At 74.2% G+C, this 26166-nt stretch carries 23 protein-coding genes; 18 read left to right on the forward strand and 5 right to left on the reverse strand.

Annotated elements, in window-relative coordinates:
* Nucleotides 1-92: 92 nt before the first annotated feature.
* From ACFTXQ_RS12015 to ACFTXQ_RS12030, 4 genes are all read left to right on the forward strand, one after another.
* The gene (locus ACFTXQ_RS12015; protein WP_382638947.1) at nucleotides 93-320 is read left to right on the forward strand and encodes a ferrous iron transport protein A; all 228 of its coding nucleotides are present in this window, start codon (nucleotides 93-95) and stop codon (nucleotides 318-320) included.
* The gene (gene feoB, locus ACFTXQ_RS12020) at nucleotides 317-2464 is read left to right on the forward strand and encodes a ferrous iron transport protein B (RefSeq protein ID WP_382638950.1); all 2148 of its coding nucleotides are present in this window, start codon (nucleotides 317-319) and stop codon (nucleotides 2462-2464) included. Before ACFTXQ_RS12015 ends, feoB begins: the two co-directional genes overlap by 4 nt.
* A complete protein-coding gene (locus ACFTXQ_RS12025; RefSeq protein ID WP_382638953.1) occupies nucleotides 2461-2745 on the forward strand; it encodes a FeoC-like transcriptional regulator in 285 nt (94 codons plus the stop codon). Before feoB ends, ACFTXQ_RS12025 begins: the two co-directional genes overlap by 4 nt.
* 114 nt (nucleotides 2746-2859) lie before the next feature.
* Nucleotides 2860-3600 carry a class I SAM-dependent methyltransferase gene (locus ACFTXQ_RS12030; RefSeq protein WP_382638955.1) on the forward strand — a complete coding sequence of 247 codons (741 nt, stop codon included), beginning with the start codon at nucleotides 2860-2862 and terminating at the stop codon, nucleotides 3598-3600.
* Nucleotides 3601-3636: 36 nt separating this feature from the next.
* Here the strand turns inward: ACFTXQ_RS12030 and ACFTXQ_RS12035 are convergent, their stop codons facing one another.
* The gene (locus tag ACFTXQ_RS12035) at nucleotides 3637-4545 is read right to left on the reverse strand and encodes an alpha/beta hydrolase fold domain-containing protein (protein ID WP_382638957.1); all 909 of its coding nucleotides are present in this window, start codon (nucleotides 4543-4545) and stop codon (nucleotides 3637-3639) included.
* Nucleotides 4546-4756: 211 nt separating this feature from the next.
* On the opposite strand from ACFTXQ_RS12035, the gene tdh reads away from it, so the two are divergent.
* The 3 genes from tdh (at nucleotide 4757) to ACFTXQ_RS12050 (ending at nucleotide 8055) form a co-directional block, all read left to right on the forward strand.
* A complete protein-coding gene (gene tdh, locus ACFTXQ_RS12040; RefSeq protein WP_382638960.1) occupies nucleotides 4757-5785 on the forward strand; it encodes an L-threonine 3-dehydrogenase in 1029 nt (342 codons plus the stop codon).
* A 134-nt stretch (nucleotides 5786-5919) separates the two neighbouring features.
* Nucleotides 5920-7128 (forward strand): glycine C-acetyltransferase, encoded by a 1209-nt coding sequence (locus ACFTXQ_RS12045; protein ID WP_382638963.1) that lies wholly within the window; start codon nucleotides 5920-5922, stop codon nucleotides 7126-7128.
* Between the two features lie 12 nt (nucleotides 7129-7140).
* Nucleotides 7141-8055 (forward strand): LysR substrate-binding domain-containing protein, encoded by a 915-nt coding sequence (locus ACFTXQ_RS12050; RefSeq protein WP_382638966.1) that lies wholly within the window; start codon nucleotides 7141-7143, stop codon nucleotides 8053-8055.
* Nucleotides 8056-8089: 34 nt separating this feature from the next.
* On the opposite strand, the gene ACFTXQ_RS12055 is transcribed toward ACFTXQ_RS12050, so the two are convergent.
* Nucleotides 8090-8869, reverse strand: coding sequence for a DeoR/GlpR family DNA-binding transcription regulator (locus ACFTXQ_RS12055; RefSeq protein ID WP_382638968.1), 780 nt, complete (start codon nucleotides 8867-8869; stop codon nucleotides 8090-8092).
* 146 nt (nucleotides 8870-9015) lie between these two features.
* On the opposite strand from ACFTXQ_RS12055, the gene ACFTXQ_RS12060 reads away from it, so the two are divergent.
* From ACFTXQ_RS12060 to ACFTXQ_RS12090, 7 genes are all read left to right on the forward strand, one after another.
* A complete protein-coding gene (locus ACFTXQ_RS12060) occupies nucleotides 9016-9918 on the forward strand; it encodes an SIS domain-containing protein (protein WP_382638969.1) in 903 nt (300 codons plus the stop codon).
* Nucleotides 9915-10751: a ketose-bisphosphate aldolase gene (locus ACFTXQ_RS12065; protein ID WP_382638972.1), complete on the forward strand. Its 837-nt coding sequence runs from the start codon at nucleotides 9915-9917 to the stop codon at nucleotides 10749-10751. Before ACFTXQ_RS12060 ends, ACFTXQ_RS12065 begins: the two co-directional genes overlap by 4 nt.
* Before the next feature lie 472 nt (nucleotides 10752-11223).
* On the forward strand, nucleotides 11224-12396 hold the full coding sequence (locus ACFTXQ_RS12070; protein ID WP_382638975.1) for an LLM class flavin-dependent oxidoreductase: 1173 nt from the start codon (nucleotides 11224-11226) through the stop codon (nucleotides 12394-12396).
* Nucleotides 12393-13457 (forward strand): zinc-binding dehydrogenase, encoded by a 1065-nt coding sequence (locus ACFTXQ_RS12075; RefSeq protein ID WP_382638978.1) that lies wholly within the window; start codon nucleotides 12393-12395, stop codon nucleotides 13455-13457. Before ACFTXQ_RS12070 ends, ACFTXQ_RS12075 begins: the two co-directional genes overlap by 4 nt.
* Nucleotides 13458-13744: 287 nt before the next feature.
* A complete protein-coding gene (locus ACFTXQ_RS12080) occupies nucleotides 13745-14827 on the forward strand; it encodes a hypothetical protein (protein ID WP_382638981.1) in 1083 nt (360 codons plus the stop codon).
* A gap of 102 nt (nucleotides 14828-14929) precedes the next feature.
* Nucleotides 14930-16648 (forward strand): Ig-like domain-containing protein, encoded by a 1719-nt coding sequence (locus tag ACFTXQ_RS12085; RefSeq protein WP_382639274.1) that lies wholly within the window; start codon nucleotides 14930-14932, stop codon nucleotides 16646-16648.
* 140 nt (nucleotides 16649-16788) lie between these two features.
* On the forward strand, nucleotides 16789-17979 hold the full coding sequence (locus ACFTXQ_RS12090) for an acyl-CoA dehydrogenase family protein (RefSeq protein ID WP_382638984.1): 1191 nt from the start codon (nucleotides 16789-16791) through the stop codon (nucleotides 17977-17979).
* Nucleotides 17980-17987: 8 nt separating this feature from the next.
* Here ACFTXQ_RS12090 and ACFTXQ_RS12095 read toward each other — a convergent pair whose 3' ends face one another.
* Nucleotides 17988-18839 (reverse strand): LysR family transcriptional regulator, encoded by an 852-nt coding sequence (locus ACFTXQ_RS12095; RefSeq protein WP_382638987.1) that lies wholly within the window; start codon nucleotides 18837-18839, stop codon nucleotides 17988-17990.
* Between the two features lie 102 nt (nucleotides 18840-18941).
* Here ACFTXQ_RS12095 and ACFTXQ_RS12100 point away from each other — a divergent pair, with 102 nt between their 5' ends.
* Nucleotides 18942-19673, forward strand: a complete 732-nt coding sequence (locus tag ACFTXQ_RS12100; protein WP_382638990.1) for an SDR family NAD(P)-dependent oxidoreductase — start codon at nucleotides 18942-18944, stop codon at nucleotides 19671-19673.
* A 44-nt stretch (nucleotides 19674-19717) separates the two neighbouring features.
* Here ACFTXQ_RS12100 and lysA read toward each other — a convergent pair whose 3' ends face one another.
* Both lysA and ACFTXQ_RS12110 read right to left on the reverse strand, forming a co-directional pair.
* Nucleotides 19718-21055 (reverse strand): diaminopimelate decarboxylase, encoded by a 1338-nt coding sequence (gene lysA, locus ACFTXQ_RS12105; protein WP_382638993.1) that lies wholly within the window; start codon nucleotides 21053-21055, stop codon nucleotides 19718-19720.
* A gap of 12 nt (nucleotides 21056-21067) precedes the next feature.
* Nucleotides 21068-21406: an SAV_915 family protein gene (locus ACFTXQ_RS12110; RefSeq protein ID WP_382638996.1), complete on the reverse strand. Its 339-nt coding sequence runs from the start codon at nucleotides 21404-21406 to the stop codon at nucleotides 21068-21070.
* A 141-nt stretch (nucleotides 21407-21547) separates the two neighbouring features.
* On the opposite strand from ACFTXQ_RS12110, the gene ACFTXQ_RS12115 reads away from it, so the two are divergent.
* From ACFTXQ_RS12115 to ACFTXQ_RS12125, 3 genes are read left to right on the forward strand one after another with little or no spacing between them, the layout of a single operon-like run.
* Complete coding sequence (locus ACFTXQ_RS12115) at nucleotides 21548-22486, forward strand: oxygenase MpaB family protein (protein ID WP_382639000.1); 939 nt, start codon at nucleotides 21548-21550, stop codon at nucleotides 22484-22486.
* Between the two features lie 26 nt (nucleotides 22487-22512).
* Entirely contained in the window at nucleotides 22513-24570 is a 2058-nt protein-coding gene (locus tag ACFTXQ_RS12120) for a tetratricopeptide repeat protein (protein ID WP_382639003.1), read from the forward strand.
* Nucleotides 24567-26147: a phytoene desaturase family protein gene (locus tag ACFTXQ_RS12125; RefSeq protein WP_382639007.1), complete on the forward strand. Its 1581-nt coding sequence runs from the start codon at nucleotides 24567-24569 to the stop codon at nucleotides 26145-26147. Before ACFTXQ_RS12120 ends, ACFTXQ_RS12125 begins: the two co-directional genes overlap by 4 nt.
* Nucleotides 26148-26166: the final 19 nt, after the last annotated feature.

Genomic DNA, 26166 nt, shown 5'->3' on the forward strand with positions numbered 1-26166 from the left:
TCATCGAGGCCTTTTGAGGGCGGTTCCAGGCGGTCCGGGCTGCTTAGGGTTACCTAAGAACCCCCGAAGAACTCGAAGAAGGGCGCGCACCCGTGCCGTCACTCAACGACAGCCGTCCCGGCACCACCGTACGGATCACCGCGATCGATCCCGGCCAGTGCGGCGGCAGCCGCAGACGGCTCCTGGAGTTCGGCTTCGTACCCGGCGCCGACGTCACCGTGATCGCACGGGGCGCCACCGGCGGTGTGCTCGTCGGGCTGGGGGAGGCCCGCGTGGCGCTGGACTCCCGGACGGCCGGGCGGCTGCGGTGCGCGCGATGAGCTGCCACGGGGCCGCGGCCGAGGCCGTGACCGCCTTGGCCGTCCGGGACCCCTTCGTCGCCCTCGTCGGGAACCCCAATGTCGGCAAGTCGACCCTCTTCAACGCCCTGACCGGAGCCCACCAGCGCGTCGGCAACTGGCCCGGCAAGACCGTCTCCGTCGCCCAGGGCACCTGGCGCGCCCCCGGGCGCCCGCCGCTGCGCGTCGCCGACCTGCCCGGCTCCTACAGCCTGCTGCCCGACTCCCCGGACGAGGCGCTGGTCCGCGACGTACTGACCGCCCCGGCCGGGGACCGTCCCGACCTGGTCGTCTTCGCGCTCGACGCCGCCAACCCGGCCCGCAACCTCTATCTGCTCTCGCAGGTCCTCGACACCCGTATCCCCGTCGTCGTCGCGCTCACCATGACCGATGTCGCCGCCCGGCGCGGCACGGCCCCCGACCCCGAGGCCCTGGCCCGCGAACTCGCGCTGCCCGTCGTACCGGTGGAGGCGCGTGCCGGCGCCGGGCTCGGTCTGCTCGCCGACACCGTGGCCGACGCCCTGCGGGGAGCCGCTCCCGGTCCGCGGCAGGCTCCCCGCTGGTCGGCCGGTTCCCCCTTCGATGCCGAACTGGAGGAGCTCGTACGGGAAGCAGCGCGGGCGCGGCACCCGTACCCGGCACGCTGGCTGGCCGTCGGCCTGCTCTGCGGCGAACGGCCGCCCGGGGTGCCGCAGGAGCTCGCCGAGTGCGCCCGGCAGAGCGCCGAACGCCTCGCGCACGCCGGGGAAGAGGACAGCGGGGGCGGGGAAGGCGCCGACGCCGAACTCCTCGTCGCCGAAGCCCGCTACGACTGGGCGCACGCCGCCATCGAGCGCGCCGCGCCCCGGCCCGCGCAGACCCGGCCCACCCTCACCGACCGCGTGGACCGGCTGCTGCTGTCCCGCTCCTTCGGCATCCCGTTCTTCCTCGCCGTGATGTGGGGCGTGTTCCAGGCCACCACCACCCTCGCCCAACCCCTCCAGGACGCCCTCGGCGACCTCGTCTCCGGCCCGGTCAGCGGCGGCGCCCACCGGCTGCTGGAGGCCGCGCACGCCCCCGGCTGGCTCACCGGGCTGCTGGTGGACGGCCTGATCAACGGGGTCGGCCAGCTGCTCACCTTCGTGCCGCTGATGGTCATCATGTTCGCGCTGCTGGCCCTGCTGGAGGACTCCGGCTACTTCTCCCGCGCCGCCTTCGTCGCCGACCGGCTCATGCGCACCCTGCGGCTGCCCGGCCGCGCCTTCCTCCCGCTCGTCGTCGGCTTCGGCTGCAACGTCCCCGCCCTCGCGAGCACCCGCATCCTCAGCCGCCGCCCGCACCGGCTGCTCGTCGGCCTGCTCATCCCGTACATGAGCTGCACCGCCCGCCTCGCCGTCTACGTGATGATCGCCGGCGTCTTCTTCGGCTCGCACTCCGGCACCGTCGTCTTCTTCCTCTACGTGGCCTCCGTGCTGCTGGTCGTCGGCATGGGGCTGCTGCTGCGACCCCTGCTCTTCCCCGGCATGCGCGAGGAGCCGCTGGTCCTGGAACTGCCGCCCTACCGGCTGCCCACCCTCCGCGTCACCGGCGCCCAGGTCCGGCAGCGGCTCGCCGCCTTCCTGCGGACCGCGGGCGGCATCATCGTGGCCACCGCCGCCGGGGTCTGGCTGCTCATGGCCATCCCGGCGGGCGCGGCCACGGGGGCCGGCGCGGCTCCGGACGCCGGCTTCGGGAAGGTCGGCGTCGAGCAGAGCGTCTTCGGCACCGTCACCGAGGCCGCCTCCCCCTTCCTGGCGCCGGCCGGCTTCGGCGACTGGCACGCCACCGCCGCGCTCGCCACCGGGCTCATCGCCAAGGAGGGCGTGATCTCCACCCTCGGCCAGACCTACGCGGCCGGGGAGGACGGGGGACCGGACCTGGCCGCCCGCCTGCACGCCACCTTCGAGGAGTCCTCCGGCGGGCACCCGCAGGCCGCCGCGCTCGCCTTCCTCGTCTTCGTCCTCGCCTACACCCCCTGCATGGCCACCGTCGCCGCGCAGCGCGCCGAGATCGGCACCCGGCTCACCCTCATCGGGCTCGGGCTCCAGCTCGCAGCCGCCTGGCTGCTGGCCACCGGGGTCTTCCAGATCGCGCGGCTGCTGTGGTGAGCGGGCCCGGGAGGCTGCGCCGGCTGCTGAGGGAGTTCGAGGAGGCCGCCCCGGGCGAGGGACTGCCGCAGATCGCCGCCCGCCTGGGCATCAGCCCGTCCGAGGCCGCCGACCTGGCCGGCTACTGGGTCCGCAAGGGCCGCCTGAAGCGGGAGGAGATCGGTGCTCCGGAATGCGACGGGTGCTTCTTCGCCGGCCGCGGCTGTGCCACCGCCTGCCCGGACGGGCCTTCCCGCCCGGCGCTGATCACGCTGAGCCCCGTACGGGAACGGCGGCGATAGGCCGACCGCTTCCCTCGTCCGGGGGACGCACGGGCGTACGGGCCGTCCCCCGACGCGCCGCGGGGCACCATACGCACGCGTCCCACCCCCCGGCAGGCCACCGGAAGGCAGAGCATGCGGTACCAGTACGACACCATCGGCGAGCGTTTCGCGGAGTCCAAGAGCACGGCCGCCTTCTCGGCGGCCGACACCCACACCCTCCTCGGCGCACTCGACGCGCTCGGCGGGGTCCGAGGGCTCGACACCCTCGACCTGGCCTGCGGGTACGGCTACAACACCCGGCTGCTGGCCCGCGGCGGCGCCCGCCGCACCGTCGGCGTCGACATCTCGGAGGAGATGATCAGACTCGCCCGGCAGCACGAGGCCGCCGAGGAGCGGCCGGGCAGTATCGAATACCTCGTCGCCGACGCCGCGGGCCTCCCCGACCTCGGTCCCTTCGACCTCGCCACCGCCGTCTACCTCTTCAACTACGCGCCCGACCGCGCCTCCCTGCACGCGATGTTCCGCTCCGCCCGCGCCAACCTGCGCCCCGGCGGGAAACTCCTCGCCATCGTCCCCAACGCGGGCGCGTTCCCGCGCGTGGACTGGTCCCCGTACGGGGTCCGCATCCTCGACCGCGTCACCGAAGGCGACGCGCCGCTGCTGAAGGCGCACTTCCTGACCGAGCCGCCGGTCCCCTTCGAGTTCCGCGAATGGGCCCACGCCGACATGGCCGAAGCGGCCGTCGACGCGGGCTTCGCCACCGTCGGCTGGCAGCCCAACCGCACCCCGCCCGCCGACGCCGTGCGCGACGAGGCGTACTGGACGGCGTACCGCGCCTGGCCGATCAGCTCGCTGATGACCTGCACGGCGTAGCGCGGTGCCCGTGGACCGGATCCCGGCGCCGGGGGATCACAGCTCCGCCGCCGCCCGGACCAGCTCGACGATCCGCTCGCGCGCCGCCCGCCCCTCCGGCACCGGCAGCAGGGGATAGGCGTGCGGCAGCCCGGCCTCCTCGTGGAACTCCACCTCGGTCCCCTCCGCCCGCGCCCGGCGCAGCAGCTCCCTGCTGTCCGTGCTCAGCACGTCCCGCGTCCCGGTGAACACCGTCAGCGGCGCCAGCCCGCCGAAGGACCCGTGCAGCGGGCTCACCCGCGGATCGTCGGCGGCCAGGGTCCCGGCGTACAGCCGCCCCGCCTCCCGCAGGCCCGGGCGGGCCAGCAGCGGATCGGCAGCCTCGATGCCGGCCTGGTCCGGATGGCTCATGGTCACGTCCAGCCAGGGCGAGATCAGCACGATCCGGGAGGGCTGCGCCCCCGTCCGGTCGCGCAGCCGCTGCGCCGCGGCCAGCGCCAGCCCGGCTCCGGCCGAGTCGCCTATGAGGACCGTCCCGCCCGCGCCGCCGCCCTCGATCAGACCGCTGAGGAGGTCGGCGGCGACCGGGACCGTCCGGTCGGCCGTACCGCGCGGGGCGAGGATGTACGCGGGGACGACCACGCGCGCGCCCGCCTGTGTGACCAAGGTCCGGATCATCGCCCAGTGCGGGCGGACCAGTTCGCCGATGTAGCCGCCGCCGTGCACGTACAGCACCTGACACGTCGGCTCGCTGCCGAGCGGGGACACGTCGTACACGGGCCAGGCTCCGACGAACGTCCGCGCGATCTCCGCGACCCGGCCCAGCGAGCGCGGCGGCAGGTGCGAAGCGGGCCGGCGCGCGGACTGCGCCACCCGCGTCCGCACCGCCTCGGCGCTCCCGAACCGTCTTCGCCGCCCCGCCGCGATCAGCGCCGCCGACAGCGCCCTGCTGCGCAGACTCGGCACGCCCCTCACCTCCCCATTCCCCCCGGACCTCCCCGGTCCGGTTCCCGGCCCCGTCACGTGAGGAGCATAGGCGTGAAGCTGCGCTGTCGACCCGCTTAAGAAAGTCTCGATGGACTGATCACCACGCCGCTCGGCAGATTGGTGCACGTCACCGACGCCGTCCGGGCCCGCACGCCCGCGGCGCCCCCTTCCGCAGCCTGGAGCCACCCCCATGAAGGCACTCGTCAAGCACAAGGCAGAGCCCGGGCTGTGGCTCATGGACGTCCCCGAGCCCGAGCACGGCCCCGGCGACGTGCTGATCAAGGTGCTGCGCACCGGCATCTGCGGAACCGACCTGCACATCCGCGCCTGGGACGGCTGGGCGCAGGGCGCGGTCAAGACCCCGCTCGTCCTCGGCCACGAGTTCGTCGGCGAGGTCGCGGCGGTCGGCGCGGACGTGCAGGACATCGAGGTTGGCGCGCTGGTCAGCGGCGAGGGCCACCTGGTGTGCGGCAAGTGCCGCAACTGCCTGGCCGGTCGCCGCCACCTGTGCCGCAGCACGATCGGACTGGGAGTCGGCCGCGACGGCGCCTTCGCCGAGTACGTCGTCCTGCCCGCGCAGAACGTGTGGGTGCACCGGACCGCCGTGGACCTGGACGTGGCGGCGATCTTCGACCCGTTCGGCAACGCCGTGCACACGGCGCTGTCCTTCCCGCTCGTCGGCGAGGACGTGCTCATCACCGGCGCCGGCCCGATCGGGATCATGGCGGCGGCCGTGGCCCGGCACGCCGGCGCGCGCAACGTGGTCATCACCGACGTCAGCCCCGAGCGTCTCGAGATCGCCCGGAAGGCGGGCGCCACGCTCGCGGTCAACGTCGCGAAGACCTCCATCGCCGACGCGCAGGCGCAGCTCGGCCTGCGCGAGGGCTTCGACATCGGCCTGGAGATGTCCGGCCGCGCCGAGGCGATGCGCGACATGATCGACAACATGACGCACGGCGGCCGGATCGCCATGCTGGGCCTGCCCGCGCAGGAGTTCCCGGTGGACTGGGCCAAGGTCGTCACCTCGATGATCACCATCAAGGGCATCTACGGCCGCGAGATGTTCGAGACCTGGTACGCGATGACCGTCCTGCTGGAGGGCGGCCTCGACCTGTCCCCGGTCATCACCGGCCGCTACTCGCACCGCGACTTCCAGGCCGCCTTCGACGAGGCGTCCACCGCCCGCAGCGGCAAGATCATCCTGGACTGGACGGCGTAACCGCCCGTCCGCTCCCCCCGCAGACCATCTCCCTCCGGCCGGGCCCCGCACACCCTCCCCCCTCCGCGGGGTCCGGCCCCCTCCCGTCCGCCTCCGGGCCGCCGGACGGCACACCGCACAAGGAGAGCCCCACCATGTTCGAGTCCGTACGCGAGGACCTGCGCAGCACCCTCGACGAGATCCGCGCCGCCGGCCTGCACAAGCCCGAGCGCGTCATCGGCACCCCGCAGAGCGCGGCCGTCGCCGTCACCGCGGGCGGAGCCCCCGGTGAGGTCCTCAACTTCTGCGCCAACAACTACCTGGGGCTGGCCGACCACCCCGAGGTCGTCGCCGCCGCGAAGGACGCCCTCGACCGCTGGGGCTACGGCATGGCCTCCGTCCGCTTCATCTGCGGTACGCAGGAGGTCCACAAGGAGCTGGAGGCGCGGCTGTCGGCGTTCCTCGGCCAGGAGGACACGATCCTCTACTCCTCCTGCTTCGACGCCAACGGCGGTGTCTTCGAAACCCTCCTCGGCGCCGAGGACGCGGTCATCTCCGACGCCCTCAACCACGCCTCGATCATCGACGGCATCCGCCTGTCGAAGGCCCGCCGCTTCCGCTACGCCAACCGCGACATGGCGGAGCTGGAGACCCGGCTCAAGGAGGCCACCGAGGGCGGCGCCCGCCGCAAGCTGATCGTCACCGACGGCGTCTTCTCCATGGACGGCTACGTCGCCCCGCTCCAGGAGATCTGCGACCTCGCCGACCGCTACGACGCCATGGTCATGGTCGACGACTCGCACGCCGTCGGCTTCGTCGGCCCCGGCGGCCGCGGCACCCCCGAGCTGCACGGGGTCATGGACCGCGTCGACATCATCACCGGCACCCTCGGCAAGGCCCTCGGCGGAGCCTCCGGCGGCTACGTCGCCGCGCGCGCCGAGATCGTCGAGCTGCTGCGCCAGCGCTCGCGCCCGTACCTCTTCTCCAACTCCCTCGCCCCGGTCATCGCGGCCGCTTCGCTGAAGGTCCTCGACCTGCTCGAATCGGCGGACGACCTGCGGGAGCGGCTCGCCGCCAACACCGCCCTCTTCCGTACGAAGATGACCGAGGCCGGCTTCGAGATCCTCCCCGGCGACCACGCCATCGCCCCCGTGATGATCGGCGACGCGGCGGAGGCGGCCCGCATGGCCGAGCTGCTCCTGGAGCGCGGGGTCTACGTGATCGGCTTCTCCTACCCGGTGGTCCCGATGGGCGCGGCGCGCATCCGCGTGCAGCTCTCCGCGGCCCACTCCACGGCCGACGTGGAGCGCGCGGTGGCGGCCTTCGCCGACGCCCGGGCGGCGCTGGGCACGTCCGCAGGCTGAGACAATGAAGGGGTGATCGACCCCCGCCGGCTGCGCATCCTGCGGGCCGTGGCGGACCACCGTACGGTGACCGCCGCGGCCGCAGCCCTGTACCTCACCCCCTCCGCCGTCTCCCAGCAGCTCGCGGCGCTGGAACAGGAGACGGGCCATGCCCTGCTCACCCGCAGCGGGCGGGGCGTGCGGCTCACGGCGGCCGGCGAGATCCTGCTCGGCCACGCCCACGAGGTGCTGGCGCAGCTGGAGCGGGCGGAGGCGGAACTCGCGGCCTACGCGGGGGGCTCGGCCGGCGAGGTCACGGTGGCCGCCTTCGCGACCGGGATCGCGGAGGTGCTGGCCCCGGCCATCGCGCGGCTCGCGCTCGAACACCCCGGGATCACACTGCGGGTCCGGGACGCGGAGGGCGACCAGAGCCTGCCGCTGCTGTTGGACGGCGAGGCGGACGTGGCTCTGGCGGTCGAGTACCGGGGCGGCCCGGGGGCCGACGACGCCCGGCTGTCGGTCCTCCCGCTGTACGCGGAGCCCTTCGACGCGGTGCTGCCCTCGGGGCACCCGCTTGCCGACCTGCCCGCGGTGTCGCTGGCGGACCTGTCCGACGCGGACTGGGTGGGCCAGTACCCCGGCAACCCGTGCCACGACGTCACGCTGCTCGCGTGTGAACTGGCGGGGTTCCAGCCCCGGTTCGTGCACTCCTCGGACGACTTCCGGGCGGTGACGGCGCTGGTCGGCGCGGGCGCCGGGGTGGCCCTCGTACCGCGCTCGGCACTGCGGGGCATGGACCTCAAGGAGGTCCAGGTCCGCCCGGTCGCCGGCCCGGCCGCCACCCGGCGGGTCTTCGCGGCCACGCGCCGCGGCGGTGAGGCGCATCCGCTGATCGCACCCGTGCTGGCGGCGCTGGTACGGGAGTCGGAGCGGCTGCCGGCGCATTGACGGGGGCGGTCCGAGCCAGGCGCGGCCCCAGCCGCTACACCCGCAACACTTCGACCCCCGCCCCCTCGAACTCCCGCGTGACCGAGTCCGTCAGGCCCGTGTCCGTCACCAGGACGTCCACCGACGAGGTCGCGCAGATGCGGGCGAAGGCGCGTACGCCCAGCTTGCTGGAGTCGGCCGCGATGACCACCCGGCGGGCCCGTTCGCACAGCAGGCGGTTCACCGAGGCCTCGTCCTCGTGGCGGGTCGCCGCGCCGTCCGCCGGGTCGAAGCCGTCCACGCCGACCACCGCCGTGTCCACCGCGAGCTGGCCGAGCACCTGTTCCGCCAGCGGGCCCGTGAGCTCGTACGACTGGGGGCGGGCCACCCCGCCCGTCAGCACGATCTTGAACTGGGGGCGGATCACCAGTTCGCCCGCGATGTTGAGGGCGTTGGTGACCACCGTCAGGGCCGGGGAGCCCGAGGCCAGGTCCGGGCGGCCGGCCAGGGCGCGGGCCACCTCGGTGGTCGTGGTGCCGCCCGTCAGGCCGATCACCTCGCCCGGGGTGATCAGGCCCGCCACCGCCTCGCTGATGCGGGCCTTCTCGGCGGCGCGGCGCGAGGTGCGGTAGCGCAGGGGGAGTTCGTACGAGACCCCGTGGAGCACCGCCCCGCCGCGCGTGCGGACCAGCAGCTGCTGCTCGGCGAGCTGGTCGAGGTCCCGCCGGATGGTCGCGGCGGACACGCCGAGGGCCTCCGCGGCCGGCTCCACCTCCAGCTCGCCCCGCTCCACCAGCAGATCCAGCAGCGTCTGCCACCGCTCCTTGCGGGTCATGGCCGCCCCCTTTCCGCTCACCTTCGGCCTACCCGCAGACATTAACTCAGGCGCTCCGGCCCGGAATGCTTGAAGTTGCGCGAAAGGAGGGATTATCTTGCAGGAAAACGCATGCAAACGCATTCAGACCCGCCGAGGGAGCCTGTATGAGCCACGTCGCGTACGAATTGGGCACGCAGCCCGCATGCTGGGAGCGGGCCGCCGAACTGGCCCCGGCCCGGCGGGCGGTGCTGCCGCAGGCGGGGGAGCGTACCGCGATCGTGGGGTGCGGGACCTCGTACTACATGGCCCAGGCGGCCGCCGTGTTGCGGGAGGAGGCGGGCCAGGGCGAGACCGACGCCTTCCCCGCATCGGAGTTCCCGCGCCACCGCCGCTACGACCGGGTCGTCGCGCTGACCCGGTCCGGGACCACCACCGAGGTGCTGGACCTGCTGGGCGCGCTGCGCGACGCGGGCGTGCCCACGACCGCGGTCATCGGGGATCCGGCGACCCCGGTGATGACCCTCGCCGACGAGGTCGTCGTCCTGGACTTCGCCGACGAGCAGTCCGTCGTCCAGACCCGCTTCGCGACCACCGCCCTCACCCTCCTGCGCGCCCACGCGGGCCTGCACACCGCGGCCGTCGTCGCCGACGCCCGCACCGCGCTCACCGAGCCGCTGCCCGCCGAGCTGGAGGGACGCGGGCAGTTCACGTTCCTCGGCCGCGGCTGGAGCGTCGGCCTCGCCAACGAAGCCGCGCTGAAGATGCGCGAGGCCTCCCTGTCCTGGGCGGAGTCCTATCCGGCGATGGAGTACCGGCACGGGCCCATCAGCGTCTCCGGGCCCGGCACCGTCACCTGGTCGCTCGACGCGGCGCCCGACGGGCTCGCCGAACAGGTGCGGGCCACCGGTGCCCAGTGGGTGGCCGGGCGGCTCGACCCGCTCGCGGAACTGGTCCGGGTGCACCGCCTTGCGCTCGCCGTCGCCGCCCACCAGGGGCTGGATCCGGACGCGCCCCGCCACCTCACCCGCTCGGTGATCCTCACCACCGGCGAGGAGGCGGTCCGATGAGCCTCGTCCCCGCCGGCGGCCTCGTCCGGGAGGCGGCCGCAGCGGGCCGCGCCGTCGCCGCCTTCAACATCATCACGCTGGAGCACGCCGAAGCGGTCGTCGCCGGAGCGGAGGAGGTGGGGCTGCCGGTCATCCTCCAGCTCAGCGAGAACGCCGTGAAGTTCCGCGGCGGACGGCTGCTGCCGATCTCCCGGGCGGCCGCCGCCTGCGCCGAGGCCGCGGGAGTCCCGGTCGGCCTGCACCTCGACCATGTCAAGAGCTCCGAGCTGCTCCGCCAGGCCGGCGACGCGGGCTACGGCTCGGTGATGTACGACGCCGCGCACCTCCCGTACGCCGAGAACCTGGAGGCGACGCGCTCGGCCGCGGACTGGGCGCACGCCAACGGGCTGTGGATCGAGGCCGAGTTGGGCGAGGTCGGCGGGAAGAACGGCGCCGCCCCGCTGGACCCGCACGCGCCCGGCGCCCGTACCGACCCCGACGAGGCGCGGAGGTTCGTCGCCGACTCCGGGGTGGACGCGCTGGCCGTGGCGATCGGCAGCAGCCACGCGATGACCAGCCGGACGGCCGCCCTCGACCACGCGCTGCTGGCCAGGCTGGCCAAGGCGGTGGAGGTCCCGCTCGTCCTGCACGGCTCGTCCGGGCTGCCGGACGCCGAGCTGGCGGCCGCCGTTGCGGGCGGCATCCGCAAGGTGAACATCGGGACCGCGCTGAACGTGGCGATGACCGGGGCGATCCGCGATCACCTCACAGGGGCGGACCCCCGCCCCTACCTGACGGCCGCCCGCACGGCGATGACCACGACGGCCGCGGCCATGATCACCGCCCTGACCTGACGCCCCCTGATGCTCCGCCCCGCCCCCGCGCCTCAATCGCCGGCGGGGCTGGACATGGCGGGCCTGGCTGGGCGGGTGCAGCTGAAAGATCGGGGCTCTGCCCCGCACCCCGCGCCTCAATCGCCGGCGAGGCTGAGATTGCCCTGCGGGCAATCCAGCCCAGCACAGCTGCCCGGGCTGAGCCCCCCGTAACCCGTACGTACCCACTCAGGCGCGCCACCCCCAGCCCCGCCGGCGTTTGAGGCGCGGGGTACGGGGCGGAGCCCCGATCGTTGAGCCGCACAGGTCCTTTCAGGCGCGCCACATTCCAGCCCCGCCGGCGTTTGAGGCGCGGGGTGTGGGGCGGAGCCCCGGGGGTGCGGGGTGAAATCCCACTGAGCGGGAGCGCAGCGGCACCGGCATTGAAGGCGCGCCCCCCTCCGTGTTCCGTCGTACGGCAACCGTGCCGAGCCGCGACGGAAGGACACCGCCCATGCCCCAGCCGTACCTCCCCACCTCCTACGGGGTGTTCCTCGCCCCCTACCACCGGCCCGACCGCGACCCCGCCCTCCAGATCCGCCGCGACCTCGACCTCGTCGCGGCCCTGGACCGGCTCGGGTACGACGAGGTGTGGGTGGGGGAGCACCACTCGGCCGGCTACGAGATCATCGCCTCGCCCGAGTTGTTCCTCGCGGCGGCCGCCGAGCGGACCGGCCGGATCAGGCTGGGGACGGGGGTCAACTCCCTCCCGTACCACCAGCCGTTCGTCCTCGCCGACCGGATCTGCCAGCTCGACCAGCAGTCCCGCGGCCGCGCCATGCTCGGGGTCGGGCCCGGCCAACTGCCCTCCGACGCCTTCATGATGGGTGTCGACCCGCTGCGATCGCGCGAGATGATGGCCGACTCGCTCGACGCCATCACCCGGCTGCTCCGCGGCGAGACGGTGACCGCCGCCACCGACTGGTTCGCCCTGGAGGAGGCCAGGCTCCAGCTCGGGCCCTACCGCGGGCGGGAGTTGGAGGTGGCCGTGGCCTCGGCGGTCTCGCCCACCGGAGCAATCCTGGCCGGCCGGCACGGGGTCGGGATGCTCTCGCTGGCCGCCGCCGACCCGGCCGGCTACGCCGCCCTCGGCGCCAACTGGGCCGCGCACGAACGGGCCTGCGCCGAGGCCGGCCGGCAGCCCGACCGCTCCGCCTGGCGGCTGGTCACCCCCGTGCACCTCGCCGAGACCCGCGAACAGGCCCTGCGCGAGGCCGAATTCGGCACCCCCGACCTCGTGGCCTACATCGAGGCACTCGGCGGGACCCGGCCGGAAGGCTGCGCCACGCCCGCCGATGCCGTGGACCGCTGGGTCACGGAGGGACTGCCCACCTTCGGCCGGGCCGTCATCGGAACCGCCGAGGACGCGATCGAGCGGATCGGCCGACTCGCCGAGAAGACCGGCGGCTTCGGCACCTTCCTGATCCTCCAGCTCGACCTCGCCGAGCCCGCCGCCGCCCTGCGCAGCCTGGAGCTCTTCGCCGAACGCGTCGTCCCGGCCCTCGCCGGCACCGCCGACGCCCGCCGGGCCGGCCTCGCCTGGGCGGCCCGCAACAGCGAACGGTTCGTCGGGGCCATGCGCCGCTCCACCCTGGAGGCCATCGCACGCAAGGGGGAGGTCCGTTGAGGGCCGCGGTGCTGGAGGGCGGCCGCTTCCGCGTACGCGAGTACGCGGATCCCGTGCCCGGGCCGGGGCAGGCCCTGGTGGAGACGGTGGCCTGCGGCATCTGCGGCTCCGACCTCAGCGCGGTCGCACACACCGAGGACTTCCTCCGGGCGTCCAGGGACAGCGGCACGACCGGCTTCCAATTCGACCCGGACCGGCCCCTGGTCATGGGCCACGAGTTCTCCGGCCGGGTGCTCGCCTACGGGCCCGGCGCGAGCGGGCCCGAGCCGGGGACCGGGGTGGTCGGCCTGCCCTGGGCGCTCGACGCCGGGGGAGTGGTCCGTACGGTCGGCTACAGCAACGCGTTCCCCGGCGGATTCGGCGAGCGGATCGTCGTACAGGCGCAGGCGCTGCTGCCCGTGCCGGCCTCCCTCGACCTCGCACTGGCCTCCCTCACCGAACCGCTGGCCGTCGGCTTCGGCAACATCGCCCGCAGCTCCGCCGCCGAGGGCACCCCCGCCGCGGTGATCGGCTGCGGCCCGGTGGGGCTGGGCGCCGTCGCGGCGCTCCTGGAGCGCGGCGCCGGGCCGGTGGTCGCCTCCGACCCCTCGGCGCTGCGCCGTGCGGCGGCGGCCCGGCTGGGCGCGCACGCCGTGGTGGACCCGGCCGCGGGCGACGACCCGCTGGCCCGCTGCGCGGAGCTGGCCGGGACCGGAGCGCGTCCCACCGTCGTGGTCAACTGCGTGGGCGTGCCCGGCCTGTTGAACCGGCTCCTGCACACCGTCCCGCGCGGCGCCGAAATCCTCCAGATCGGCGGGGTGATGGCCGAGGACGTGATCCGCCCGCTCGTCGGCATCTACAAGGACGTCACCCTCCGGATGTGCCTGACCTATCCGCCGCAGGAGTTCGGCGCCACCCTCGCCCGGCTCGCCGACGGCCGCGTCGACCCGGCGGCACTGGTCACGGGCGAGGCGGGGTTCGGCGGCCTGGACGCGGCCTTCGCCTCACTGCGCCGCCCCGAGGAGCACATCAAGGTCCTGATCAGGCCGGGCCTGGAAGGTGAACAGCTGAGCTACTCGTAGGTACGCATTTGCTAGGTAAAAATGAGATTCCCTCCTTACTTGCAGGCTTATCTGACTGCTACATTCCGCAAGTGCCATCCGCGTGTCACACGAGCGGGGCGGACCACGACCTGGTCCGTCCCGCTCCGGGCGCGCGGTTTCGTACGTCCGCACGGCCCATCCGTCCGCCGATCGAGCGAACAGCCCGCTGCGGTACCGGCCCGCGCCGCATCGGCGCCGTGCCTGCCACCTTGACCCTCGTGCGCGTGGCTTCGCCTGCCCGAGCTCCACCTCCGAAAAGGAGAACAATGATGAGGAAGTTCCTGCTGCGACGCCCCGTCGCAGGCAAGGCGCTGGTCGTGGGCGCCCTGCTCGCCATGGCCGCGCCGGGCATCGCCTACGCCAACACCGTCGCCGTGACGGTGAAGACCCCCGGCGCCACCTCCGGACCCGGCAGCGCCTTCTCCGAGATCTCGACCAACGCCCACTGCAGCAGCGGTCTCATCTCCGGCGGCGGCATCAACCAGGCCATCGGCACGGGCACTTCGTCGAACGGCAACAAGATCAACGGCACCTCGCCGAGCCCCGACGGCAGCACCGAGTACACCGGCTCCACCGGCGTCGTCGGCACCGACGTCACGTACTGGCTCGGCATCGGCGGGAGCGGCGGCGCGGTCAACGCCTCCTTCTCCAGCACCCCGTACGCGATGTGCTTCAGCAGCAACCTGATCAACCACACCCAGGTGGTGATGAACAAGGTCGCCGGCCCCACCACCGCCTCGACGGTGGGTCTCGTCACCGCGACCTGCCCGTCGGGCACCCGGCTGCTCGGCGGCGGGGCCCGCATCACCCCGGCCTCCGTCGGCAGCCTCAAGCCGATCGCCAGCTTCCCCACCTTCAACGACTCCGCGCACAGCTACGGCCAGAAGGCCGCGGCCGATGGTGAGACCAACCCCGACTCCTGGAGCGCCGTGGGCTGGAACGGCGGCGGCGGCGACAGCGGCAACACCACGTACGCCTACGCCATCTGCAGCGGCAACAACATCAACATCAGCGGTACGACCGTCAAGGTCCGCTTCAGCGAGGTGAGCGGCCCGACCGCGGGGACCGCCGGTCTGACCACCACCGTCGGCTGTGGCCAGAACGACGGCAAGCTGGTCAGCGGCGGCGCCGCGATCAGCGGGGGCTCCGTCACGACCACGAACTTCACCGGGCCGGGCTCCCCGGGCGACCACCTCAACGGCAGCTACCCCAGCGACTCCGGGGGCAGCCCGGTCACGGACGGGACCACCACGGCCTCGTACTGGTCGGCCTTCACCCACACCGGCGCGCCCTCCTCGCCGAACACCTACTCCGACGTCTGGGCGCTGTGCGCCAACGACGGCGTCTGAGCCACCCGTAGCACGGTTGCCGCAGCCCCGGCCACGGTCGTGGCCGGCTGCGGCCCCGCACGCCTCGTCTCACAAGTACCGTCGTTTGGAACCCCCTTGAGCATGTACCGATCGAAGATCCTGAAGGCGGCCGGTGCGGCCGGCCTCGTGGCCGCCGCGATGGCGCCCCTCCCCGCGACGGCCGATGCGGCGACCCCGGCCGCCGTCGCTCCCTGCGGCACGGGCGGCGTCTTCACCGCTTCGACGCCCACCTGCACCTATGTCGCTGTCGGTACGGACACCTTCACCGTCCCGGCGGGGGTGACCGAGGTGACGGTCGACCTCTTCGGCGCCGAGGGCGGCAGCGCGGCCGGCTTCGTCGCCCCCGCTCCCCCGAACGCGGGCGCGCCCGGCGGTCTGGGCGGCGAGACCCGCGCGAACCTGGCCGTCACGCCGGGCCAGGACCTCCAGATCACCGTCGGCGGAGTCGGCAGCTCCGGCACCTCCCGGCACGGCGAGTACGCCCGGCCCGGCGGCACCGGCCACGGCTCCGGCGGTGGCGGAGCCCACGGCGGCGGCGGTTCCGGCGGCGGCGCCACCGACCTGCGTACGGGCGCCTTCGGCGGGGCCGACCGGGTCCTGGTGGCCGGCGGCGGCGGTGGCGCGGGCAACGGCGGGCCGCTGCTGCGCGGCGGCAACGGCGGCGGGCTCGAAGCCGAACCCGGCGGCCAGGGCGGCGGACCGGAGGGCTCCGGCCTCGCGGGTGGCGGCGGAACCCAGTCCGCCCACGGGGCGGGCGGCCCCCGCAACAACTCCGTCGGCGCTCCGGGAGCCCCGGGCAGCGACATCGACTCGTGGGGCAGCAAGCCCAACCCCGGGAGCGGTGGCTCCGGCGGCAACGGCGGCATGGGCGGCAACGGTGGGGGTGGCGGTGGCGGCGGCTGGTTCGCCGGTGGCGGCGGCTCCGGCGGCGGCAGGCCCGGCAACATCTACGGGGCGGGCGGCGGCGGGGGCAGCAGCTTCGCGGCGCCGACGGCCACCGGCGTCACCCTCGCCCAGGGCGTCAACCACGGCAACGGCAAGGCGGTCGTCTCCTTCCGCTACGGGGCCTCGGTCACCGTGGCCGCGGACACGGCCACCCCGCTCTTCGGGCGGCCCGTCACCCTCACCGCGACCGTCGCCCCGGCCAACCCGGACGCCGGCGTCCCCGGCGGGCAGGTGACGTTCTTCGACGGGCCGACCCCGATCGGCACCGCCCAGCTCCAGGACGGCCGGGCGAGCATCCGTACCGGCACGCTCCAGCCCACCGCCCACCCGATCACCGCGCGCTACAGCGGTGACCCGGCCTTCACGGCGGCCGGGACGGCGGCGCCCACCGACCTCACCGTCGGGTTCAGCAGCCCCTGCATCACGACGGCGCACACCGGTCCCCTGACCGTCGCCTCCGACGAGGCGCTCTGCATCGGGGCTGGCGGCAGCCAGAGCGGCCCGGTCACCGTGCGGCCCGGCGGCGCGCTCGCCGTCTCCGACGCCACGGTCACCGGCCCGCTGTCGGCCAGTGGTGCCGGCGCCCTCACCATCTGCCGGTCCGACCTCACCGGCCCGGTCACCGTGGAGAAGGGCACCGGCCAGGTGCTCATCGGCTCCGGCCGCGAGGCGGAGGCCTGCGGCGGCAACACCTTCCGCGGCCCGGTGGCCGTCGACTCCAACGCCGGCGGCACCGAGCTGTCGGCCAACACGGTGACCGGCCCGCTGCGCTGCAACGGCAACGAGCCGGTCTTCCTCCAGACGGGCAACACCGTGACCGGCCCCCGGTCCGGACAGTGCCGCCAGGCCGGATAGCGGACTCACGTCCACCGAAGGGGCGGGCGGCGCCCGCCCCTTCGCGCCCGGGTCCCGGCCCTTCCGGATTCTTGCAACAGGTTCTACTCTGACCGCCGCCACACAGCGACCGGCTGGACCGCGAGACTCCCGGAGGGGCCGTGCACCTCGAATACACGCCTGAGCAGCAGCAGTTGCGCACCGAACTGCGCGCCTACTTCGCCGAGCTCGTCCCCGAGGACGTCTACGCCCGCTACGAGGACCCGGCCGCCCAGAAGCGCTTCTACCGGGAGACGATCCGACGCCTCGGCGCCGACGGCTGGCTCGGGGTCGGCTGGCCCGAGGAGTACGGCGGCCGCGGCATGTCCCCGATGGACCAGTTCATCTTCTTCGACGAAGCCGCGCAGGCCGTCGTACCGCTGCCCCTGATGGCGCTCAACACCGTGGGGCCGACCATCATGCAGTTCGGCACCGACGAGCAGAAGTCGTACTTCCTGCCCAGGATCCTCGCGGGCGAGATCGACTTCGCCATCGGCTACAGCGAGCCCGACGCCGGCACCGACCTCGCCGCCCTCAAGTGCAAGGCCGTCCGCGAGGGCGACGAGGAGACCGGCACCTACGTCGTCAACGGACAGAAGATCTGGACCACCAACGGCGACACCGCCGACTGGGTCTGGCTCGCCGTCCGCACCGACCCGGAAGCCCCCGCCCACAAGGGCATCACCATGCTCCTCGTGCCGACCTCCGACCCCGGCTACTCCTGCACCCTCATCAACACCCTCGCCTCCCACGACACCACCGCCAGCTACTACGAGAACATCCGCGTCCCCGCGAGCCGCCGCGTCGGCCAGGAGAACAAGGGCTGGCGCCTGATCACCAACCAGCTCAACCACGAGCGCGTCACCCTCGCCGCCCACGGCACCATGGCCATCCGGGCCCTGCACGACGTCCAGCGCTGGGCCGCCGAGACCAAACTCGCCGACGGCCGCCGCGTCATCGACCTCTCCTGGGTCCGTGGCCGCCTCGCCCGCACCCACGCCCGGCTCGACGCCATGAAGCTGCTCAACTGGCAGATGGTGAACGCCGTCCAGGCCGGCACGCTCACCCCCCAGGACGCCTCCGCCGTCAAGGTCTACGGCTCCGAGGCGCGCAGGGACGCGTACGCCTGGCTGATGGAGATCGTCGGCGCGGCCGGCCCCCTGAAGGACGGCTCGGCCGGCGCCGTCCTGCACGGCGAGCTCGAGCGCGGCTACCGCAGCGCGGTCATCTTCACCTTCGGCGGCGGCAACAACGAGATCCAGCGCGAGATCATCTCCTGGATCGGCCTCGGCATGCCCCGCGTCCGCCGCTGATGGCGGAACTACGGGAGACGTGTCGCAGTGCGGACGAGGTCGGCGACGGCCCTGGACCGACTGTGCGGTGGCCAGGCGATCACGGTGGTGACTTTCGGCGCGTCCGGCACGGGCACGGCGGCGAGGTCATCGGGCAGTTGGGCCCGGCACGACTCCGGTGAGACCGCGCAAGCCCGGCCGAGCGCGACGAGCTGCAACAACTGCGCGTGGTCACGGACCCGCGGGCCGGGGCCGGGCGGGTAGGTGCCGTCCGGGCCGGGCCAACGGGGCAGAGGAAGGCCCGGCAGGTCGGTGATGTCGGCCATGTGCACACGGGCCCGGGCGGTGAGCGGATGCCCGGCCGGCAGCACCACGACCTGGCCCTCCGTGCTGAGCTCTTCGGTGTCGAACCCGGCCGTCGAGTCGAACGGCCGGTGCAGCAGCGCCACGTCGGCCCGGCCCTCGCGCAGGAGTCGCTCCTGCTCGGCCGGCCCGCACAGGATGACGTCGACAGGGACCGCACCGGGTTCGGCCGCGTACGCGTCGAGCAGTCTCGCCAGCAGTTCGCGGGACGCGCTGGCCTTCGTGACCAGGACCAGACCGGGACGCCCGGTCGCGGAAAGGGCAGCGCGGCGGGTCCGCCGCTCGGCGGCGTCGACCGCGTCGAGCGCCGCCCGGCCCTCGGCCAGCAGCACCGAACCGGCCTCGGTCAGCGTGACGGTGCGGCTGGTCCGGTCCAGCAGCGTTACCCCCAGCCGGCGTTCGAGCTGCTGGATCGCCCGTGACAGGGGCGGCTGCGCGATCCCGAGCCGCTGCGCGGCGCGCCCGAAGTGCAGCTCTTCAGCGACCGCGACGAAGTAGCGCAGTTCCCGGGTCTCCATCCGGCCACGCTACCCCGGACCCCGGACCAATACCCGGACGGTATGGCTGCCCACCCGATCGGTCTTGGCCTCCCGCCCGAGTCCGAGGGCAGCATGGTCCCCATGAGCGAACGAACGATTGCGCTGGTCACCGGCGCGAACAAGGGAATCGGCTACGAGATCGCCGCGGGCCTGGGCGCCCGTGGCTGGAGCATCGGCGTCGGCGCCCGCGACGAACAGCGCCGTGAGGCCGCAGTGGAGCGACTGCGAGCGGCCGGCGTCGACGCGTTCGGCGTACCGCTGGACGTGACCGACGACGCGAGCGCGACCGCCGCCGCACGACTGATCGAGGAACGGGCCGGGCGCCTCGACGTGCTCGTCAACAACGCCGCCATCACCGGTGGCATGCCGCAGGAGCCCACCGGGGTCGATCCCGCCACCATCCGGACGGTCGTGGAGACCAACGTGATCGGCGTCATCCGCGTCACCAACGCGATGATGCCGCTGCTGCGCCGCTCCCCCTCACCGCGGATCGTGAACATGTCCAGCAGCGTCGGCTCCCTCACCCGGCAGTCGGGAACCGCTGCTGAACAGACGACGGGTCCGGTGGCCGTGGCGTATGCGCCGTCGAAGTCGTTCCTGAACGCCGTCACCCTCCAGTACGCACGAGAGCTGAGCGGCACGAACATCCTGATCAACGCCGGCTGCCCGGGCTACGTCGCCACCGACCTCAACGGCTTCCGCGGTGTGCGCACCCCGGAGCAGGGCGCGGCGATCGCCATCACACTCGCGACCCTGCCCGACGACGGCCCGACCGGCCGCTTCTTCGACGACGCCGGCGTAGTGCCCTGGTGATGTGCACAGAGGCCATCACCCACCGGGTGAAGAGCGGACACCTCCTACCCGCCGATGTCGCGGCTGCGGAAGTCCTCCAGGGTCTCGCGCCGGACCAGCAGCCGCGCCCCGCCCCCGTGGACCGCGACCACCGGCGGGCGGCCCACGAGGTTGTAACCGGAGGCCATGGACAGCTGGTACGCGCCCGCCACCGGTACGGCCAGTAGGTCGCCGGGGCGGACATCACCCGGAAGGAGGACGTCCGAGGCCAGGACGTCCCCCGCCTCGCAGTGGCGTCCCACCACCGTGGCCGTACGGGGCTCCGCCGTCGAGCCGCGGCCGACGAGCCGGGGCGCGTAGCGGACCCCGTACAGGGCGGGCCGGGGATTGTCGCTCATGCCCCCGTCCACGGCCACGAACACCCGCCCCCCGACGGCGTGCTTGACGGACAGCACCCGGTACAGCGCCACCCCGGCCGGACCCGCGATCGCCCGGCCCGGCTCGACGGCCAGCCGGGGCACGGGCAGCCCCGCCGCCGCGCAGCTCCGGGCCAGTTCCGTACGCAGCCGGCCGGCCAGCGCCGTCAGGTCGAGCGCGGGCTCGCCGGGCCGGTAGGCGACCCCGTGCCCGCCGCCCATGTCGAGCTCGGGGAGCGTGACGCCGTGGGCGTCGCGGATCCGCGCCATCAGCCCCACCATGCGGCGCACGGCGGTCGCGTACGGCTTGACGTCGGTGATCTGCGAACCGATGTGGCAGTGCAGGCCGACCAGTTCGAGCTGCGGCTGACCGAGTATCCGCGCGATCGCGTGCTGGGCCGAGCCGTCCGCCAGGGACAGGCCGAACTTCTGGTCGTCCGTGCCCGTACGGATCTTCTCGTGGCCCCCGGCCGAGATCCCGGGTACCACCCTGACCAGCACCTTCTGGCGGCCGCCCGGTACCGCCGCGGCGGCCAGCCGCGCGATCTCCGACGGACCGTCGATGACGATACGGCCCACTCCGAGCCGCAGCGCCGCCTCGATGTCACGCGGCGACTTCGCGTTGCCGTGCAGCACGATCCGCTCGGGCAGGAAACCCGCCGTGACGGCGAGTTCGAGCTCGCCGGCCGAGCACACGTCGAGCCCCAGCCCCTCCTCGTCGATCCACCGCACCATGGCACGGGAGAGGAAGGCCTTGGCCGCGTACAGCACGTCGGCGTCGGGGAACGCGTCGCGGTACGTCCGGCACCGCGCCCGCACCTCACCCTCGTCCAGGACGTACACGGGAGTGTCGAAGCGCTCGGCGAGCTCCGTCAGCGGCACCCCGCCGACGGCCAGCCCACCGTGCGGGAGGCGGGCCGTGGACGCCGGCCACACGGACAGGTCCTGCGCACCGGCCCCGACCTCGGGAAGAACGGCAATGGTCATGGAATCGTCCCCTCAGAGAGCGCGGACCGGCGCCGGCGCGGCCGCCGCGTCCGGCACCGGAGTGACGGCGGGAGCCGAGAACGTCGGGTCGACCGTGAGCGCGTACGCGCCGAGCGGCGCGGCCAGGGCGCGCAGCGCGGCCTCGGACAGTCGGATCCAGGGCTGCCCCGCCCCGAGGGTGGCGGCCAGCCGCTCCGGACGGGTGAACCCGACGGCGGTGCGCCCGCCCAGCGGGGTGCGGAACATCCGGAGCACCACCTGCGGTGTCCCCGGCCGGACGGGCACGTACAGCGGTCCGGCCGGGGTCCGTTCCTCGGGCTCGGGATCGTCGGCGTACTGGATCAGGCACATCGGGGCCTCCTGGACGTTCGGTTGGTGACGCCGAAGCTATGCCCCCGCGCGGCTCCTCCGCGCCACCCCCTGACGCGGCCTTGACGCCGCACGGCCCGGTCCATACGCATCACTGACGGGCACTACGGGTAGGCCTGCGGGGTGGACGACACCACGAGAGCCGGGACCGGCACGGCCCCCGCCCGCGCCCCCGACCCCGGCCTGTACGGGCCCGGCTCCGTCACCTGGCAGTGCCACGGCGACCCGATGATGTGGATCGCCGGCGTCCGCGCGCTCTACCTCCAGGCCCTGCACCCGCGCGCCGTCCGCGGCGTCATGGAGAACAGCGCTGCTTTCCAAGGTCGAAGGGGCAGACACGACGCCTGGGGGCGGCTGCTGCGCACCGCCGACTTCGTCGGCACCCTCACCTACGGCACCACCGGCGCCGCCGAACGCGCCGGCGCCCGGGTCCGCGCGATCCACCGCACCCTGTCCGCCACCGACCCGGACACCGGCGAGCGCTTCCCCGTGGACGACCCGGACCTCCTGCTGTGGGTGCACTGCGCGCAGATCGACAGCTTCCTGCACGTCCTGCGCCGCTCCGGCGTCCCCCTCACCCCCGCCCAGGCCGACCGCTACGTCGACGAGAACCGCGTCAACGCCCGTCTCGTCGGCCTCGACCCGGCCGGGGTCCCGGCCGACACGGCAGCCCTCGCCGCCTACTTCGAGACGGTCCGCCCCGAGCTCGCCGCCGGCCCCGACGCCCACGACGTGGACGACTTCCTGCGCGCCCCGCCCGTCCACCCGCTCCTCGTACCTGGCCGAAACCTGCTGTGGCGCCCGCTCGCCGGCCTCGCCTACGGATCCCTCCCCGGCTGGGCGCACCGGCTGTACGGGCGGCCCGCACCGGCCCCGCGCAGCGTCACCCGGCGCCTGCGCCTCACCGGACGCCTGCTGCGCAGCATTCCCGCAGGTCTGCGCTGGCAGCTGCCTCCAGGTCACATCTTGAAAGCGATGCGTCGCATGGGCCCCGGGAGTCGCCCCTCGCCGTACACACTGCGCGCGGCAGCGGCCATACTGGACCGGCCGGGGAGGGCGTAGCACGACGACGGGGGCGGCTTCAAGACATGGCGGAGTCCAGACTGATCCAGGGCCGGTACCGGTCGCTCGATCTGATCGGCCGCGGCGGCATGGGCGAGGTGTGGCGCGCCCGCGACGAGTCGCTGGGCCGGCAGGTGGCAGTGAAGTGCCTCAAACCGCTCGGACCGGAACAGGACGCCCACTTCACCCAGGTGCTGCGCGAGCGGTTCCGCCGCGAGGCGCGCGTCGCCGCCTCCCTCCAGCACCGGGGCGTCACCGTCGTCCACGACTTCGGCGACGACAGCGCCGCGGGCGGCCCCCTCTACCTCGTCATGGAGCTGCTCGAAGGCCGCAACCTCAGCCAGCTCCTCGCCGACAACGAGACCCGCCCGCTCCCCGTGGACGTGGTCGTCGACATCGCGGAGCAGATGGCCGCCGCCCTCGGCTACACCCACGACCAGGGCGTGGTCCACCGCGACCTGAAGCCGGCCAACATCATGCGGCTCTCCGACGGCACCGTGAAGATCTGCGACTTCGGCATCGCCCGCCTCGCCCACGACATCGGCTTCACCGCCAAGCTCACCGGCGGCGGCATGGCCATGGGCACCCCGCACTACATGTCGCCCGAGCAGATCGCGGGCGGCGAGGTCGACCACCGCAGCGACCTCTACTCCCTCGGCTGCGTCCTCTACGAGATCGCCACCGGCGCCCCGCCGTTCGACCTCGGCGACTCCTGGTCGGTGCTGGTCGGCCACCGGGACACCGCGCCCGTACCGCCGCGCGAGCACCGCCCCGAACTGCCCGACTACTTCGAGGAGCTCGTCCTCGACCTCCTCGCCAAGCGCCCCGAGGACCGCCCCGGCGACGCCCGCCACCTGCACCGGCGCCTGGTCGAGGCACGCCTCGGCCCCGGCGGGCTGCCCGGCGCCCAGGCCCCGCTCCCGGCCTGGGCCCGCGGGATGACCGCCGGGCGCAAGGCCGGCATCGACGCCCGCCCCGCCAGCGGCGAATGGGCCGTCCTCACCGGCTCCTGGGCGGCCGCCCGCACCGGCAGCCCGCGGATCGTCCGCCCCGCCCCCGACCAGGACCCGCGGCTCACCGCCCCCTACGGGGTGCCCCGTGTCCCCGGCCCCGGGGAAACCGGGCCCGACGCGCTCGCCGCCGGTCACACCCGCGCCTTCGCCCTCAGCCGCGCCGGCCGCCCCGAGGAAGCCCTGGCCGTCTACGAAGGGGTGGCCGAGGGGCGCGCCCGGGTGCTCGGCCCGGACCACCCCGACACCCTCGCGGCCCGCCAGGAGGCGGCGTACGAACTGGGCAGGCTCGGCCGTTATCGGGAGGCCTACGACATCTACGGCGCGGTGCTCGCCGCCCGCCGGCGCACCGTGGGGCCCCGCCACCCCGACACGCTGCGCTGCCGCCACAACCTGGCCTGCGCCCTGGGCGCCCTCGGCCGCTTCTCCGAGGCCCACAAGGCGGCCGCCGAAGTCGCCGCCGACCGGGCCGCCGTGCTCGGCGCCGAGCACGCGGACACCCTCCTGACCCGCTACGAGGTGGCCTACGCGCTCGGACGCCTCGACCGCTGGGAGGAGGCCCTGGCCGGCTTCCGCGAGGTCGCCGCCGTACGGGAGCGGGTCCTCGGCCGCGACCACCCCGACACCCTCGCCGCACGCTACGAGGTCGGCATCGCGCTCGGCCGCACCGGCAACAGCGCCCAGGCCCTGGACCTCTTCCGGGCCCTGGTCCGCGATCGCACCCGGGCCTACGGGGCCGCCGACCCGGAGACGCTCCGCGCCCGGCACGTCCTCGGCGTCAACCTGGGCCGCCTGGACCGCTGGGAGGAGGCCGTCACCGAGGCCCGGCAGGTGGGCGCCGCCCGGGCCAGGGCCCTGGGCGCCGAGCACCCCGACACCCTGGTCAGCCGCCGCGAACTCGCCGCGGGACTGGGCCGGCTGGGCCGCTGGGACGAGGCGCTGCCCATCTACCGGGACCTCGCCGGCATCCGCGAACGGTCCCTCGGCGACGAGCACCCCGAGACCGCCCTGGCCCACGCCGACGAGGCGCACTGTCTGGAGCGGCTCGGCCAGGTGTGCTACCAAGAGCCATGACAGCCATGCGGGGCTCCGGTGCCTTCGGGCGCGACGTATACGACGACGTGATCGTGGGCGGCGGGCACAACGGCCTGGTCGCCGCCGCGTACCTGGCCCGGGCGGGCCGCTCGGTCCTGGTCCTGGAGAGGCTCGGGAACACCGGCGGGGCGGCGATCTCCAGCCGCCCGTTCGCCGGGCTCGACGCCCGCCTGTCGCGGTACTCCTACCTCGTGTCCCTGCTCCCCGCGAAGATCGTGCGCGACCTGGGGCTGCGTTTCTCGGTACGGCGGCGCACGGTGTCCTCGTACACGCCCGTCGAGCGCGGCGGCCGCCCCGGAGGGCTGCTCGTCGGCGGCGGCGAGGCGCGCACCCGGGAGTCGTTCGCGCGGCTGACCGGCTCGGAGCGGGAGTACGAGAGCTGGCGCGCCTTCTACGGGACCACCGGGCGGGTCGCCGAACGGGTGTTCCCGACCCTCACCGAGCCGCTGCCCACCCGGGAGGAGCTGCGGGCCCGGATCGACGACGACGCCGCATGGCGGATGCTGTTCGAGGAGCCCCTCGGGCGGGCGGTGGAGGCGCACTTCGCCGACGACCTGGTGCGGGGCGTCGTCCTCACCGACGGGCTGATCGGCACCTTCGCCGACGCCCACGACCCCTCGCTCGCGCAGAACCGCTGCTTCCTCTACCACGTCATCGGCGGCGGCACCGGCGACTGGGACGTCCCCGTCGGCGGCATGGGCGCCCTCACGGACGCGCTCGCGGCGGCCGCCCGGGAGGCCGGGGCGGAGATCGCCACCGGGCACGAGGTGCTGCGGATCGACACGGACGGGATCGCGCCGGCCGAGGTGGTGTTCCGTACCGCGGTGGGGGAGGGGCGGGTCGTCGGGCGCACGGTGCTGGTGAACGCCTCGCCGCGGGCGCTGGCCGAACTCCTCGGCGAGACCCCGGAGGCAAAGCCGGCCCCCGAGGGCGCCCAGCTCAAGGTCAACATGCTGCTGCGGCGGCTGCCGCGGCTGCGGGACACCGGCGTCGACCCGCGCGAGGCCTTCGCCGGCACCTTCCACATCGCCGAGGGGTACGCCGAACTGGCCCGGGCCTACGCGGAGGCGGCCTCCGGCGAACTGCCGTCCGTGCCGCCCTCGGAGATCTACTGCCACTCGCTGACCGATCCCACGATCCTCGGGCCGGACCTGGTGGAGCAGGGCTACCAGACGCTCACCCTCTTCGGCCTGCACACCCCGGCCCGGCTCTTCGGACACGACAACCAGCAGGCGCGCGAGGTGCTGCTGACCGCCACCCTGGCGCAGCTCGACGCGCACCTCGCCGAACCGCTCACCGACTGCCTCGCCTTCGACGCGGACGGCCGCCCGTGCATCGAGGCGAAGACCCCGCTGGAGCTGGAACGCGACCTGCGGCTGCCCGGCGGCCACATCTTCCACCGGGACCTGTCGTGGCCGTACGCGGGCCAGGGCGGCCGGTGGGGCGTGGAGACCGCCCACCGCAACGTGCTGCTGTGCGGTGCGGGGGCGGTCCGGGGCGGCGGCGTGAGCGGGGTCCCCGGCCACAACGCGGCGATGGCGGTGCTGGGCCACTGACCCCGCGGGCACGGTCTTC

The sequence above is a fragment of the Streptomyces sp. NPDC057010 genome, assembly GCF_042673805.1.
Classification (GTDB): Bacteria; Actinomycetota; Actinomycetes; order Streptomycetales; family Streptomycetaceae; genus Streptomyces.

Excerpts from the sequence above, each read along its gene's own strand:
- ACFTXQ_RS12055 (WP_382638968.1), bottom strand. The coding sequence starts at position 8,869 with ATGACCCGCAAGGAGCGGTGGCAGACGCTGCTGGATCTGCTGGTGGAG.
- ACFTXQ_RS12065 (WP_382638972.1), top strand. The coding sequence starts at position 9,915 with ATGAGCCTCGTCCCCGCCGGCGGCCTCGTCCGGGAGGCGGCCGCAGCG.
- ACFTXQ_RS12045 (WP_382638963.1), top strand. The coding sequence starts at position 5,920 with ATGTTCGAGTCCGTACGCGAGGACCTGCGCAGCACCCTCGACGAGATC.
- ACFTXQ_RS12095 (WP_382638987.1), bottom strand. The coding sequence starts at position 18,839 with ATGGAGACCCGGGAACTGCGCTACTTCGTCGCGGTCGCTGAAGAGCTG.
- ACFTXQ_RS12125 (WP_382639007.1), top strand. The coding sequence starts at position 24,567 with ATGACAGCCATGCGGGGCTCCGGTGCCTTCGGGCGCGACGTATACGAC.
- tdh (WP_382638960.1), top strand. The coding sequence starts at position 4,757 with ATGAAGGCACTCGTCAAGCACAAGGCAGAGCCCGGGCTGTGGCTCATG.
- ACFTXQ_RS12120 (WP_382639003.1), top strand. The coding sequence starts at position 22,513 with ATGGCGGAGTCCAGACTGATCCAGGGCCGGTACCGGTCGCTCGATCTG.
- ACFTXQ_RS12085 (WP_382639274.1), top strand. The coding sequence starts at position 14,930 with ATGTACCGATCGAAGATCCTGAAGGCGGCCGGTGCGGCCGGCCTCGTG.
- ACFTXQ_RS12100 (WP_382638990.1), top strand. The coding sequence starts at position 18,942 with ATGAGCGAACGAACGATTGCGCTGGTCACCGGCGCGAACAAGGGAATC.
- ACFTXQ_RS12030 (WP_382638955.1), top strand. The coding sequence starts at position 2,860 with ATGCGGTACCAGTACGACACCATCGGCGAGCGTTTCGCGGAGTCCAAG.
- feoB (WP_382638950.1), top strand. The coding sequence starts at position 317 with ATGAGCTGCCACGGGGCCGCGGCCGAGGCCGTGACCGCCTTGGCCGTC.
- ACFTXQ_RS12070 (WP_382638975.1), top strand. The coding sequence starts at position 11,224 with ATGCCCCAGCCGTACCTCCCCACCTCCTACGGGGTGTTCCTCGCCCCC.
- lysA (WP_382638993.1), bottom strand. The coding sequence starts at position 21,055 with ATGACCATTGCCGTTCTTCCCGAGGTCGGGGCCGGTGCGCAGGACCTG.
- ACFTXQ_RS12080 (WP_382638981.1), top strand. The coding sequence starts at position 13,745 with ATGATGAGGAAGTTCCTGCTGCGACGCCCCGTCGCAGGCAAGGCGCTG.
- ACFTXQ_RS12060 (WP_382638969.1), top strand. The coding sequence starts at position 9,016 with ATGAGCCACGTCGCGTACGAATTGGGCACGCAGCCCGCATGCTGGGAG.
- ACFTXQ_RS12110 (WP_382638996.1), bottom strand. The coding sequence starts at position 21,406 with ATGTGCCTGATCCAGTACGCCGACGATCCCGAGCCCGAGGAACGGACC.